A 13364-nucleotide genomic window follows, 5' to 3' on the forward strand; every position below is an offset into this window, starting at 1 on the left:
GCGGGCGCTCCAATCGAGCCTTCGAAATCGTTGAGGCGCGCGATGATGGGCACGAGTATAAGATCCCCGTTGTCCGCGCGGCGGTGGCTTGAGGACCTTCATGGAATTCTCGGCGATGGAACTGGGAACCAGCTCGACCTCGTCAGGCTAGATGGCCGACCAGGCGATCAAGATAGGCGGGCGAAGATACTTTAGTTTTTCCAAGCGTGCGACGTCGTCGGGCTCAATCTTCCACCTGGTGATCACGAGGTATGATTTGCCAATGCTCTTCAATCCAGTCCTTCGAGGGTGCGAATAGGTGCTCCTGTACGCCCGAAAAAACGTATCAGTCGCGCAGTTGAGTATCAGCGTGGGTTGTGCCGGGGCGGAACGCCCAATGCCCGACCGATCGACCCATCGCCTCCACGTCGTCCACCACGAGACGAGGCTGTTTCATGCTAGTAGCTCTGCACAGTGATTATGACTCTTTGGAAGCGGCGGGATAGGCGCGGCCCATTTTGGCGCGCGCCTCATCTGTTGCGAACATCCATTTGATGCGTGAGCGGGCGGCATTTCGCTTCCGTTCCCAGGCAGCGATTTCACGGCGCAGCCGCTTGGGATCATCGATCGCTGCGATCCAGGCACTGGCCCGCAGGACGCCGGTTTCGATTTCAACCATGTTGAGCCAGCTTGCATGCTTGGGGGTGTAGACCTGCGGAATGCACCACATGTCCCGTTGAGGAAGAAAAGAATATGCTGTGCAATGGCAGACGCTCGCGAATCTTCTTGTCCTTACTGTTGCTGTCAGCGTCAGCACGATCGTCAAGGCCGAGGAGCCCTCACCGAAGTACGCTCAGGTGCTCAGTGCCTTGACTGGCAATACTGTTATGGTCATGTGGACCTAAACCGCTGCACCACTGTCGATGGCAGACCCGACTCGGCCACACAGGGTGGGCCAATTATCAATGCCTTCAGGGTGACTGCCCAGAACGGCGTTTACTTCTCCAATGCTCATCAAACCGTGGACAGTTCCGGTTACCCGGTGACGGATTACATCCGCCACAGCCTCAGCCGCGAAGGCAAGCTTACGGTGCGGGCCTCAAAGCTGGTGGCCGGACCGGCCAACAAGATCATGAACCAGGGCGAATTCGTCCGCGAACTGCGGGACGGCGCGAACTTCGCCTAGAGATTGGAATGAGGCTTGAGCCGTTCTTAGCCGCGTCGGATGTGATAGGTATCCCATTCGGCACGCAACGTGACAACTTCGATCGGGCTACATTACCTGAGGTGCGCTAGCGACCAGGATGCCCAGTTCGTTCGTGCTCACCGCTGCCTGCGCACATCGATGGATTCCGGCGCCAAGGCCGTTCGCGCGGCTCCGCGTTCGCTCCACTCATCCTAATCTAGTGGAGCGCATGCCGGCCTGAAGAAACGGCTGTTTGGGAGGGGGTGACGTTGCCTCGAAATCCTGATCGGGTTGACGTAACGACACGTTTAGAGCTCCTTCTCGGAGCCATTTTGGACAACGCTCATGGCGGTGTCATCAAGCGCAGCGAGAGGCGCTAGGGCGAACACATCTGTGCAACTGAGTTGGTCGCGCTGGGTTAGCGCTGGTTCCGCAGCGAGGCGGAGCCCGAAGCGACAGCATAGAGCCGCACAGCAGCACACGAAGAGGACGCCGTCTCGCCGTTCGCCAATGCCGTTCACGGCCTCGGCGGCGGGCATGTTGCCTGGGCGGTAGCATTGCGGGCACCATGGAGGCAACAGCGCCGCCAAAACCGGACAACCTTCTCACCCCCGGATGCTTCGCTGAAGCGCTTACTGGAAAGCAATGCGCGCTGCGTCCAGGGCCTATCACGATGCGACGATTTCACGCACGAGCGCGAAGCTTTGATCGGCGGGCAAAATCCATATGCGGTGGTCCTAACCTGCGCCGATTCACGTATCGCACCCGAATATGCTGTCAATAGCGGAGTTGCCGATCTGTTCGTCTGCCGTGTCGCTTCGCCATCGATGAAATGCTTGCCAGCATTGATTATGCGCTGGCCGTGCTAAATACTCCGGTGGCCCTGGTACTTGGCCACGGTCGCTGCGGCCCTTTGTCAGGAAAGCGGGGATGCACTCGCAAATGCGATCCCGCAAATGTAGTCGACAACTCAACAAGCTCAAATCGGCGGCTCCGATTTTAAATTTAGCAATCGACCAGAACAGGCTGAAAGTCGTGTCGGGCTCTTTATCGGCTCGACACCGGCCGGGTCGAATTGCCGTCATCACAGCGTTAACTTCTGAGCAGTGCCTTTGAAGCGACAAGGTTGAAAGATTGTTGTCTCTGCCGCCGAGTCGACCAGATCCTGGATCGGAGAGATAGATCTTACGCTGCGCGCCGGCGCAGCGCCTTCGCGGGTCAAGCCCCCACCCGGAGACAGAATGGATAGTGCTTACGTGCGGACCAGGCTACTTCCGGGAAGCCAGGAGCTTGGACAAAATTTCTGAGATCATTTCGTTGAAAGGCCTTGAATCGCCCGTAACGTCACATTGTACGATCTTGAAATGAGATCGCGACCTCTGACAAACGAACGTAAGCTACTCCTAGGTGGCATAACGATCTTGTCGTATTTCGAATTTGCGGCGAACGCTCGCCGTAAATGAGCCGGCGGCAACTCTCCCTTGCCGACGGTCGGGGCGATGTGTAGCAGCGTCGCCCCCCAGACTGACTTCGCCCGGCTTCTAAGATGAGGCCGGGCCTTTTTTGCCGTCGGGAAGACGTAGTGCCTTGTCGACGCGCAACTGCTCGATCACCTTGTCCGGAACTAGCACTACTTTGGCAGAATGTGTTTTCGCCGCTGTTTTTCAAGGATTTGCTTTCGGCAATATGGGCACTGCTGGGGCGGCGGCCGAAGGATGAGATCGACGATGGCGTGACGTACGGCGGGCATAGTCGGTTGAGGCGGAGGCCCGTTGATTCTTTTTTTTTCGCCCCGCGTTTGCGAGGCGACGATGTTGCAGGAAGGCGTAGGCAATCATTGTCATAAGGGCGTGGCGATGAAGACCTTGCCATGATCGCCCTTCGAAGTGATCAAGTCCAAGTTCCTCCTTCAACTGTTGATGCGCCTGCTCACAAATCCACCGTGCCTTGATGGTGGCGGCCAGCGTGCGCAGATCCGTCGTCGCCGGAAGATTGGCGAGATAGTATTTCTTCTCCCCGGAGGCACGTTGCTCGCCAATGAGCCAGGCTTCGTCGCCTGGGAGATGCTGCTGACCTTTATCCCATATCCGCTGCGGAGGGCCGTCGGCGGTGCGGACACGGAGAGCAGCAAATCGGGCTTTGAGCCGACCTTTCGTCCCGCTGCGCCAACTCACGGTTTTCCATTTGGCGCTGGCCAGCATTTGTTCTGCCGCAATCGATAAGATATCGGGCACGTGGTGCTTTCGTGGTTTGCCACGGGCTTTGGTGATCGGCCAAATGAGCTTCACATCGACCGGATACACTTTCTGGTGCCGAGGGATACCGACCGCCCAGGCCAGCCCGCGCTCTGTTAGCCCTTGTCGAAACGGCGCGCTGAGGCCGTATCCTGCATCCGCCAGCACACATCCAAAGCGTATGTTGGCTGCCATCGCGCGGTCAATCTCGGCCAAAGCGATCTCCGGCTTGGACCGCGGCGTTCGGTGTTCGACTGGCACGCGAGCGCGCTTCAAGCGAGGCATGTCGCTTGTCCAGCTGTCAGGCAGAAAGAGACGTAACGCGACCATCACGGGCACTTCCCCGCGCGCAAGCGTTAAAGACACCAGCGTTTGGCAATTTGCAGTTTTACCGAGAGCCGACGCGTATTGAGCCGCAACACCGACCGATCGCTCACCCTTTTTCGGCAGTGAGGTGTCATCAATAACCAGCACCGCATCCCTGCCGCCGACAAGTCGGTCCGCCTGGTTGAGCAGCTCTGTCTCTAGCGGCGTCGCGTTCCAGACGCCGTCCGCAATGAAATGGTGCAACTGGTCGTAGTTGCTCGTGGCAAGGCGTTCCGCCATCGGCTGAACGCTCTTGCGATCGCCAGGACCGATCAATCCCGCAACATATAGAGGACACATCCGCTGTCGGGTCTTATGACCCAGCCGGTCCAAGAACGGCATCAGCCAGCGTTCGAGTTCGTCTTCCCATCCCGGCATGGTCAGCCCTCCAAGAGCCGACCACCCATGAATCATTGAAAAATTGATTCGGGAATCCTATAAATCGCGGCAAAATCAACAATCTGCCAAAGTAGTGCTAGGTGTTTAGTCCCAAGCTTTGATGGTGCATTCTTATCGCACGATTCGAAGGATGCGCTATGGGACAAGTTTTACACGGCTGCGCCACGACGACGGAGGCGGTCCGTCGAGCAATACAAAATAGTCAAGAGAGCCTGAGAGCGCTCGCCAAGCGCTACGGGATCAACCAGAAGACTGTCGCGAAGTGGAGGGAGCGCGAGACCGTCGCCGATCTCCCGACAGGCCCCAAAGAAGCCAAATCGACCGTGCTTTCCATCGAGGAGGAGGCGATCATCGTCGCTTTCCGGCGGCATACGCTATTGCCGCTCGACGATTGCCTCTATGCGCTCCAGCCGACCATCCCGCATCTGACGCGATCATCCCTGCATCGCTGTCTCCAGCGCCACGGGATCAGCCGATTGCCGGAGGTCGGAGGCAGCAAGCCTCCGAAGAAAAAATTCAAGGCTTATCCGATCGGCTATTTCGACATCGACATTGCTGAGCTCCAGACCGCTGAAGGCAAGCTCTACCTCTATGTCGCTATCGATCGCACCAGCAAAGTCGCCTTCGTGCAACTGGTCAGGAAGACGGGAAGGACCTCGGCCTCGACCTTCCTCGAAGCTCTGATCGCGGCTGTCCCCTACAAGATCCACACGGTTCTCACCGACAATGGGATCCAGTTCACTTTCCCCCCGCGCTACGCGGACGGCCCGACGGCAAGATACGTGACACACATGTTCGATATGCGCTGCCACGAGAATGGCATCGAACATCGGCTGACCAAGATCAAGCATCCCTGGACCAATGGCCAGGTCGAACGCATGAACCGCACGATCAAGGAAGCGACCGTCAAACGCTACCATTACGATCGACACGATCAGCTCGAAGCTCACCTTGACGACTTCATCAACGCCTACAACTACGCTCGGCGGCTGAAAACCTTGAAGGGCCTCACGCCTTACGAATACATCTGCAAATGCTGGACTTCCCAGCCAGAACGATTCAAACTCAATCCGCTCCACAAAATGCCGGGACTAAACACCTAGGCAAACTTGCGAGGTCGAGTCCGAAGACAACACGCGTTTCGACGACATCGGCATGCTGATTGTAAATCGTCAACACATCGCAGCTTCAGTCTAGGGTCTGTACCTAATTAGCGAGTTCTGATTCCCTGGTGCCAAGTTGATTCGGCACGGGGGACTTCGATGCGCAAAGGACTGTTCTGGCTCAACGACAAGCAGTGGGCTCAGATAGAGCCGCATCTGCCAACAAACCAGACCGGCCCGGCGCGCGAAGACGATCGACGCATTATCAGCGGTATCATTCACATGCTCCAGTGCGGCGCACGCTGGCGCGATTGCCCGTCCGACTATGGCCCTTACACGACGATCTACAATCGGTTCAATCGCTGGGCTAAGCGCGGACATTGGCAGGCGATCTTTGAAGCGCTCGCCCGCTGCGGCAAGGACCGAGTGGCTTTGTCGATCGACTCCACCTCGATCAAAGCGCATCGCTCGGCGAGCGGCGGAAAAGGGGGGAGTGTGAACAGGCGATCGGCCGCTCGCGCGGTGGGCGGACCACGAAAATCCACGCGCTGAGCGACCCTGATTGCAAACCTTGCGCATTTCATCTCACTCCGGGACAAGCCGCAGACATTGCCGCAGGGCCGGCCCTTTTGAAGCTCGCGCCGCCCATGTCTTCCCTCATTGGGGACAAAGGCTACGATGGCGACGGCTTTCGCGCCGAAATCGTCAATCGCGGCGCGAAACCCGTCATTCCAAACAAATCCAACCGGGTAACCCTCCACAGCTTCAGCAAGCGCCTCTATAAAGGGCGCAATGTTATCGAGCGCTGTTTCTGCCGGCTCAAGGATTTCAGGCGTGTTGCTACTCGCTACGACAAACTTGCCAGAAACTTCTTGGCCGCCGTCCACCTCGCCGCTCTCGTCGCTTATTGGATCAATTGAGTCTGAACCCTAGCACTACTTTGGCAGATTGTTGATTTTGCCGCGATTTATAGGATTCCCGAATCAATTGTTCAATGATTCATGGGTGGTCGGCTCTTGGAGGGCTGACCATGCCGGGATGGGAAGACGAACTCGAACGCTGGCTGATGCCGTTCTTGGACCGGCTGGGTCATAAGACCCGACAGCGGTGTGTCCTCTATATGTTGCGGGATTGATCGGTCCTGGCGATCGCAAGAGCGTTCAGCCGATGGCGGAACGCCTTGCCACGAGCAACTACGACCAGTTGCACCATTTCATTGCGGACGGCGTCTGGAACGCGACGCCGCTAGAGACAGAGCTGCTCAACCAGGCGGACCGACTTGTCGGCGGCAGGGATGCGGTGCTGGTTATTGATGACACCTCACTGCCGAAAAAGGGTGAGCGATCGGTCGGTGTTGCGGCTCAATACGCGTCGGCTCTCGGTAAAACTGCAAATTGCCAAACGCTGGTGTCTTTAACGCTTGCGCGCGGGGAAGTGCCCGTGATGGTCGCGTTACGTCTCTTTCTGCCTGACAGCTGGACAAGCGACATGCCTCGCTTGAAGCGCGCTCGCGTGCCAGTCGAACACCGAACGCCGCGGTCCAAGCCGGAGATCGCTTTGGCCGAGATTGACCGCGCGATGGCAGCCAACATACGCTTTGGATGTGTGCTGGCGGATGCAGGATACGGCCTCAGCGCGCCGTTTCGACAAGGGCTAACAGAGCGCGGGCTGGCCTGGGCGGTCGGTATCCCTCGGCACCAGAAAGTGTATCCGGTCGATGTGAAGCTCATTTGGCCGATCACCAAAGCCCGTGGCAAACCACGAAAGCACCACGTGCCCGATATCTTATCGATTGCGGCAGAACAAATGCTGGCCAGCGCCAAATGGAAAACCGTGAGTTGGCGCAGCGGGACGAAAGGTCGGCTCAAAGCCCGATTTGCTGCTCTCCGTGTCCGCACCGCCGACGGCCCTCCGCAGCGGATATGGGATAAAGGTCAGCAGCATCTCCCAGGCGACGAAGCCTGGCTCATTGGCGAGCAACGTGCCTCCGGGGAGAAGAAATACTATCTCGCCAATCTTCCGGCGACGACGGATCTGCGCACGCTGGCCGCCACCATCAAGGCACGGTGGATTTGTGAGCAGGCGCATCAACAGTTGAAGGAGGAACTTGGACTTGATCACTTCGAAGGGCGATCATGGCAAGGTCTTCATCGCCACGCCCTTATGACAATGATTGCCTACGCCTTCCTGCAACATCGTCGCCTCGCAAACGCGGGGCGAAAAAAAAAGAATCAACGGGCCTCCGCCTCAACCGACTATGCCCGCCGTACGTCACGCCATCGTCGATCTCATCCTTCGGCCGCCGCCCCAGCAGTGCCCACATTGCCGAAAGCAAATCCTTGAAAAACAGCGGCGAAAACACATTCTGCCAAAGTAGTGCTAGCATACATAGCAACGCTTCCACAGCCACCGACGACTTGAACCTTTCCGGCCTTTTTTTCCTGTAGACTGGCCATATTGTGCCTTGCGCAACCCCAATACCGCAACGTACCGACCTAAAAAGGATATTGTGACGCGCACACAACGAACGCATTGGTTTTTGCGTGCCCAAAGCCAACTGCTGTGCTGTAGTTCTTATTGTGCAACGGCATCTCTGTGCTCGAGTCGACGGGTGCGCGAGATCAGCTGTCAAACGCCATCCGGAACTGCCCCCTTTGCGTCATGTAGAACTGCCCCCACCATCGGGATTATGATCTCGGTGAAGGTTGTTTCCGCCGGTGACGGGCCGGAGGGAGGCGGAGCCGACCGGAGGGTCGTCACCGGCGGTCGGCGTTTTGATGAGGCCGCTCCTGCGCTTGGCGCGGAGCCGGTAGCTGTCGCCGCGGATCGTCAGCACATGGCTGTGGTGCAGGAGCCGGTCGAGGATCGCGGTGGCGACCACGGGATCGGCGAACACTGTGCCCCATTCGGCAACGCTGCGGTTGGACGTGATCAGATGGCGCCGGTTTCGTAGCGCCGGCTGACCAGTTGGAAGAACAGATGCGCCGCGTCAGGTTCAAGTGGCAAGTAGCCGAGCTCGTCGACGATGAGCAGCTTTGGCTTCGACAGCGCGAGCAGGTTCTCGTCCAGGCGTCGCTCGCCGTGGGCCTTGGCAAGACCTGCGACCAGCGTCGTCGCCGTGGTGAACTGCACCGTGTACCCGGCCAGGATAGCCTCTCGCCCCAGCGCGATCGACAAGTGCGTCTTGCCGACGCCGGGCGGCCCGAGCAGCAGCACATTCTCGCCGTTGGCGATCCAACGTGACGCGGCAAGATCGCGGATCTGCTTTGGATCAATTGACGGCTGCGCCTCGAAGTCGAAGCCAGCAAGCTCCTTCACGGCCGGGAAGTGTGCGAGCTTGAGCGCCATCTCGATGCGGCGATGGTCCTTGCGTGCGATCTCGCGCTCGCACAGCAAGATCAGCGTCTCACGCGCCGACAGGTTCGCGCGCGCCGCCTCGTCGAGCAGGCTGTCGAGCTGATCGCGGATCCCGGAGAGCTGCAATCGCGCCAGCATGGCATCTAGCGGATCGGTCGTCGCTTCCATTACCTTTTTTGCCCGCGTCATCAGAAGCGTCCTCCGACCACGGCTTCGTATTCGGCAAGAGGACGTAACAACGACGGCGGTGAGGACGGCGCCAGCACCGCCGCGATCTCCGCCCGGCGGACCGCGCCACTGCGACCAGCAACACCATCGAGATGGGCGGAGTCGACGATCCGCAGCCGGCGCCCCTCCGATTGCTTGTGCACTGCTACCTGGTGCAATCCATGGCGGATCCGCACTTCGCCGGCCGCGATCGTTACCGCCACGCGCTCGCCAATCAGGCGCCACGGCACCGAGTAGCTGTTCGTGTCGATCTCGACGGCGCAATCATTGCCGACGACGCGGGTCAGTTCACGCAAGGATCCAAACGACGGCTGCCCGCCGAGCGGCTTCAACCGATGTATCTCGTCACGCGCGAAGCGGATGATCGGCGCCTCGCCGGTCGTGCCGTGGATACGAACGTTCGCAACCTCACGCTCCCATCTGTCGAGATGCGCCTCGAATGCTTCCCAACTTGGGAAGGAATGACCGGCGATCGCGTTCTTCTTCACGTAGCCGACGCCGTTCTCCGTCTTGCCCTTCGTGCGCGCCCGATATGGCGCGCAGGCGCGAGGACGGAAGCCCCAATGTTTTGCGAAGGCTACCAGCTTGTCGTTGAACTGAACCGACCGGCTCACCGCGTCGTGGCGCACGACAAGCGCGCGTGGATTGTCCATCAGCACTTCCTCCGGCACACCGCTGAAGGTCGTGAATGTGCTCTCGAGCCCGGCGAACCAATGCTCCTGCCTCTCGGCCCGGAACGCACGCACATGGAGCCGTCGCGAGTGTCCAAGCGTTGCCACGAACACGAATGCCTTGACTTTCGCCCCTCCGATCTCGACCAGGCGCTCCCCGAAGTCGATCTGCAGCTGCCGGCCCGGCGGCGTCTCAAACCGAGTCGTCGCCAGCGCCTCCGCCTTCAGCGCCTGCCGATAGGGCTGCACCGCGCGCTGCAGCGTCCGCCGGCTGACGGCCACGCCTTTGTCCGTCAACAGGTCCTGGCGCACCACGTCGGCATTGCCGCGATGCCGAATGAGCCTCTCGCGCAGCCAACCCTCAAGGCCGTCGAGACGCTTCGGCCGCTTAGGCGACTTGAATGGCTTCACCCTGCCCGCCGCCACGTAGTCCTTTACTGTGTGATGGCTGCAGCCCAGCTGCCGCGCAATCCGCTTCACACCCCACCCGCACGCCCTCAGGCGCATCATCTCCGCCACGTCATCCGGCGTCTTCATCACCTGCCCCCGTGGATCATTCCACGCCGAGCTTTCAGCGATTCGTTCCCGCTTCATTCACTCTCTCCTCAGCTATCCGAGGAGGGAGCAATTCCTCGTGACGCTGAGGGGGCAGTTTTCCATGGCGCGCGACAGATCAGCCGCCGACAACGAAGAAAGACGCTTGCATGAAGGACGTGTTTCGCCTGCGTAACACCCAGATCCGGGATCGCACCGCCATCACTGCGTGTCTCAGAGCCAAGCAAGCGAGCTTGAGTCATCAATCGCGACGTGATTTCCATTGACGATACCGCAAAAGAAAAAAACGAGACTCGAAGTCTCGTTTGAGTTGTTTGGGCGGCGATGACAGCCATGCCCAAAACCCATTTTAAGCAGCCTTAATCCTCGACCGCATTCGCCGCCTGGTCGAAATCGCTCGCCGGTCTGGACGCATCGTATATTGCGCCCCCCGGGCAGCTTGGACCGGAGCCGGTTGCAGCGATCGTCTGCTGGCGCGCTCGTCCGGGGAACAGGACGCGCCTGGCATCTTGGTGCCGAGCCGTCTCGACACGGTTCATCCGATCGGCTTCATCGAGTGGCTGCCGTTCAAGATCGAGGGGGAGAGCGCGTTTGGGCAGGAATCTACGACATGAAGTGCGGCGGCTAGCTCTACTATCATGCCTTTCCGGCAAGTTCGCCAACCGCGCGCGCTCACCGTTTGGCGGTGCCCCAGTTCTACTTATCGTCCGAAGAGATCGGCAGCCCGACCTCGGGCGCGCAGATAAAGCCGAGGGCGCAATCCCAATTATGTGATAGTGACAGAGCTGGCGCGCGATGGCGGCAAGATCGTCACCGGACGCGAGATCTCGCGCGCTTCGAGGCACTCATCACGAACGTGCCGTGGCATGCCGGCTTTTTGTCGCCAAGGAGCTCCTGGCAACGATTCTTGGGCTGACATCGCGCATCAAGGCCGTCAGTGTGAAGGTGGTCGCAGAGCTTAACCGGCCCCCTGAGAAGTGAAACGCCGGAGCTGCGCTCTTCGATCATGCCAAATCCCAGCCGCCGGGCGCGGCTTCGATTTTGTCGACGTCGTCACCGGCGGCGTTTACCAAGGCGATTTGAACGCGCCGCGTACCGCAAGAATCGACCGCCTGGGAGGCGACGCCAAGCGCGCGCATACCCACTATGAGCAGCCCCTACATTCGTTAGTTGAGCCGCGCCTCTGACATCGGCTCTACCAGAAGCTGCGATGGTTGCTGCGCGACGCGATATCTGACATCGCCATTACCGCCGTACGGCGGCACGCTCGCGCAGTCGCGCGGCTCGTTCTTCAGGGCAGGCGCCGCAGCTGGGGTGCATCTCGTGAATCGCGTTGGCCGGACAAAGGTCACGTATCGCGCCACCATACGCCTTCTCTGATCCACATCGCTGAAGAGCTGGTCAATTCAGGGGACGTCAACGTCAACCTTACCGCGCTGTGCGGCTCCTCCTATTGCAGATTGAAAACCGAATTCCTCCGTGGCCCGTGACACCCGTACAAATCAGTTGAAACAAGGAGTTTTGGTTCTGCTCGACCAGCTCGCTTGGAGGTCGCTCGCCGCCATCATCTTGGAAATGCACGAAGGTCGATCCGGCCTCGGATGGTTTCAATCGGCTTAGACGGCTAATGTCGATCGGCATGACTGGAACGATAACGCAAAAGATTGCTTCGCATTTCGGAGCAGCAGGATGAAAAAGCCCGACGGCGCCAAGAACGTTCTGTTGCTCGACCACATTGAAGGTCGTTGCCGAGCTATAGTCGGCTTCAAAGATGCAGATTCCAGATCTCCCTATGTGTGCGGTGAGCCTGTAAGTCGGAAACCTGATAAGAAGATAATGTCATGGTGCGCTCACACTACGCGCAGATGCACGCCGGACAGCGGAGCCCGTGAAGCGCCTACGCCTTTACGGTTTAAGAGAGTTAAAGCGAGCCCGGGCTGATGACGTCGTGAAGATCGTATCCTGAGATCGCTTGACTGCTCGCGCGCCTGAAGGCATCCGATGCGATCTGTTCGCGATCGAAATTCGAGAGCTTCCGGACGACCTCAGGAGGTCGGGGGTCTGAGTACTTTTGCAAGTACGTAACGAACCTAGCAAAAAGGGGACAGAGGTGGATCTTTGCACAATGATCGAGCGTAACGCACCGTTTGCTCCCGACAACCCCGCGATCCACTTCGACGGGGTATCCTAAGTTACGCCGCCTTCACTCAAGGCATCGAGCAAATCGCTCGTGCTCTAAAAAACCAGCTCGGCATTGAGAGAGGCGACCGCCTCGCGATGCTTGCCATCAACCCGCCCGCGTACCTGGCCCTGCTCTATGCCTGCGCGCGACTCGTTGGCGGTCTAAACATCCAGATAACCCCGGCGTTGCATCACGGCGCGACGGTCACCATTCACACGCGATTTAAGCCCGAGGCCACGCTTGCTGCGATCGAACGCGACAGACCTAGGCTGGCAGCGTTGGTGCCTGCCACGATGCAAGTCCTAACCGAGCATCCTCAGTGGCGAACGACGGACCTCACCTCACCCACGGCAATTTGCACCGGTTCAACGATGGTCCGCAGCGCCTTATCGAACGCTTTGTCGCGCGTGGGGTGCCGGTGCTGCAGGTTTACGGTTCGACGGAGACCTGCCCTATTGCTGTGTATACGAGGCTCGCGGCGATCTTACGCGTAAGGGCTCGAGCGGCTTGCCGGGCCTATGCTGCGAAGCAGCGATTCCCGGTGACACCGGCAACAAGTTGCAGGCGGGCACCCCGGGCGAGATCGCCGTGTGGGGCCCCAACGTCTTCGGCGGGCATTGGGGCGCTCAACAACCACTCGCGCGAGGCTTTGCACAAGGGCTGGTATCTCACCGCTGACATTGGCCGCCGCGATGCCGATGGATACTTTGGGTATAATCGCAAAAGGAACCTGATCATTTCCGGTGGAGAAAAGATCTACCCGGCGGAAGTAGAGCGCACGCTTCTGGAGCATCCCGATGTCGCAGACTGCGCCGTTGTCGGTTGCCCCGATGCGCGTTGGGATGAGGAGCCGATCGCGTATGTGATCAGCCGGCCGGGGGGTCGGCTTGACGCGGAAGCAGTAACGGCGGATGCAGGCTCGCAACTCGCCCGCCTTTAAGGTGCCGCGCGAAATTGTTTTCACGGAAGAATTGCCACGAACGGCGTTGGGCAAGATCCACTATTTTCCTGCTGAAGGGGCTTACACGATTAAGCCAGCACAACGATGGCGATCGAGGTTTGGCATTTTCTTTACCCCGCAGGCGTAGCCGCTGAAGACACGAA

Annotated in this window: 4 protein-coding genes and 6 pseudogenes; 6 read left to right on the top strand and 4 right to left on the bottom strand. The window is 59.2% G+C overall.

What is annotated here, in order from left to right; all coding sequences use genetic code 11:
• Positions 1 to 457 precede the first annotated feature (457 nt).
• Positions 458 to 688 (bottom strand): annotated as a pseudogene (locus IVB45_RS05730) (IS630 family transposase); the annotation flags it as partial.
• Between the two features lie 54 nt (positions 689 to 742).
• Between IVB45_RS05730 and IVB45_RS05735 the strand changes: the two are divergent.
• Complete coding sequence (locus IVB45_RS05735; protein ID WP_247363372.1) at positions 743 to 1165, top strand: VirK family protein; 423 nt, start codon at positions 743 to 745, stop codon at positions 1163 to 1165.
• Positions 1166 to 1702: 537 nt separating this feature from the next.
• A pseudogene (locus tag IVB45_RS05740) lies at positions 1703 to 2261 on the top strand (carbonic anhydrase).
• A 568-nt stretch (positions 2262 to 2829) separates the two neighbouring features.
• On the opposite strand, the gene IVB45_RS05745 reads toward IVB45_RS05740, so the two are convergent.
• On the bottom strand, positions 2830 to 4179 hold the full coding sequence (locus tag IVB45_RS05745) for an IS701 family transposase (RefSeq protein WP_247284244.1): 1350 nt from the start codon (positions 4177 to 4179) through the stop codon (positions 2830 to 2832).
• Positions 4180 to 4301: 122 nt separating this feature from the next.
• Here IVB45_RS05745 and IVB45_RS05750 point away from each other — a divergent pair, with 122 nt between their 5' ends.
• The 3 genes and pseudogenes from IVB45_RS05750 (at position 4302) to IVB45_RS05760 (ending at position 7610) form a co-directional block, all read left to right on the top strand.
• A complete protein-coding gene (locus IVB45_RS05750; protein WP_247807598.1) occupies positions 4302 to 5267 on the top strand; it encodes an IS481 family transposase in 966 nt (321 codons plus the stop codon).
• Positions 5268 to 5426: 159 nt separating this feature from the next.
• A pseudogene (locus IVB45_RS05755) lies at positions 5427 to 6187 on the top strand (IS5 family transposase).
• A gap of 74 nt (positions 6188 to 6261) precedes the next feature.
• Positions 6262 to 7610: pseudogene (locus tag IVB45_RS05760) on the top strand (IS701 family transposase).
• A gap of 316 nt (positions 7611 to 7926) precedes the next feature.
• Here the strand turns inward: IVB45_RS05760 and istB are convergent.
• Both istB and istA read right to left on the bottom strand, forming a co-directional pair.
• A pseudogene (gene istB, locus IVB45_RS05765) lies at positions 7927 to 8792 on the bottom strand (IS21-like element helper ATPase IstB).
• Positions 8793 to 8812: 20 nt separating this feature from the next.
• Entirely contained in the window at positions 8813 to 10117 is a 1305-nt protein-coding gene (gene istA, locus IVB45_RS05770) for an IS21 family transposase (RefSeq protein WP_247807599.1), read from the bottom strand.
• 2071 nt (positions 10118 to 12188) lie between these two features.
• Here istA and IVB45_RS05775 point away from each other — a divergent pair.
• A pseudogene (locus IVB45_RS05775) lies at positions 12189 to 13348 on the top strand (AMP-binding protein).
• The last annotated feature ends 16 nt before the right edge of the window (positions 13349 to 13364 follow it).

Source organism: Bradyrhizobium sp. 4 (genome assembly GCF_023100905.1).
Taxonomy (GTDB): domain Bacteria; phylum Pseudomonadota; class Alphaproteobacteria; order Rhizobiales; family Xanthobacteraceae; genus Bradyrhizobium.

Bases quoted from the DNA above. Each gene is read 5' to 3' on its own strand.
- IVB45_RS05750 (WP_247807598.1), top strand. From the start codon at position 4,302: ATGGGACAAGTTTTACACGGCTGCGCCACGACGACGGAGGCGGTCCGT.
- IVB45_RS05745 (WP_247284244.1), bottom strand. From the start codon at position 4,179: ATGATTCATGGGTGGTCGGCTCTTGGAGGGCTGACCATGCCGGGATGG.
- istA (WP_247807599.1), bottom strand. From the start codon at position 10,117: ATGAAGCGGGAACGAATCGCTGAAAGCTCGGCGTGGAATGATCCACGG.
- IVB45_RS05735 (WP_247363372.1), top strand. From the start codon at position 743: ATGGCAGACGCTCGCGAATCTTCTTGTCCTTACTGTTGCTGTCAGCGT.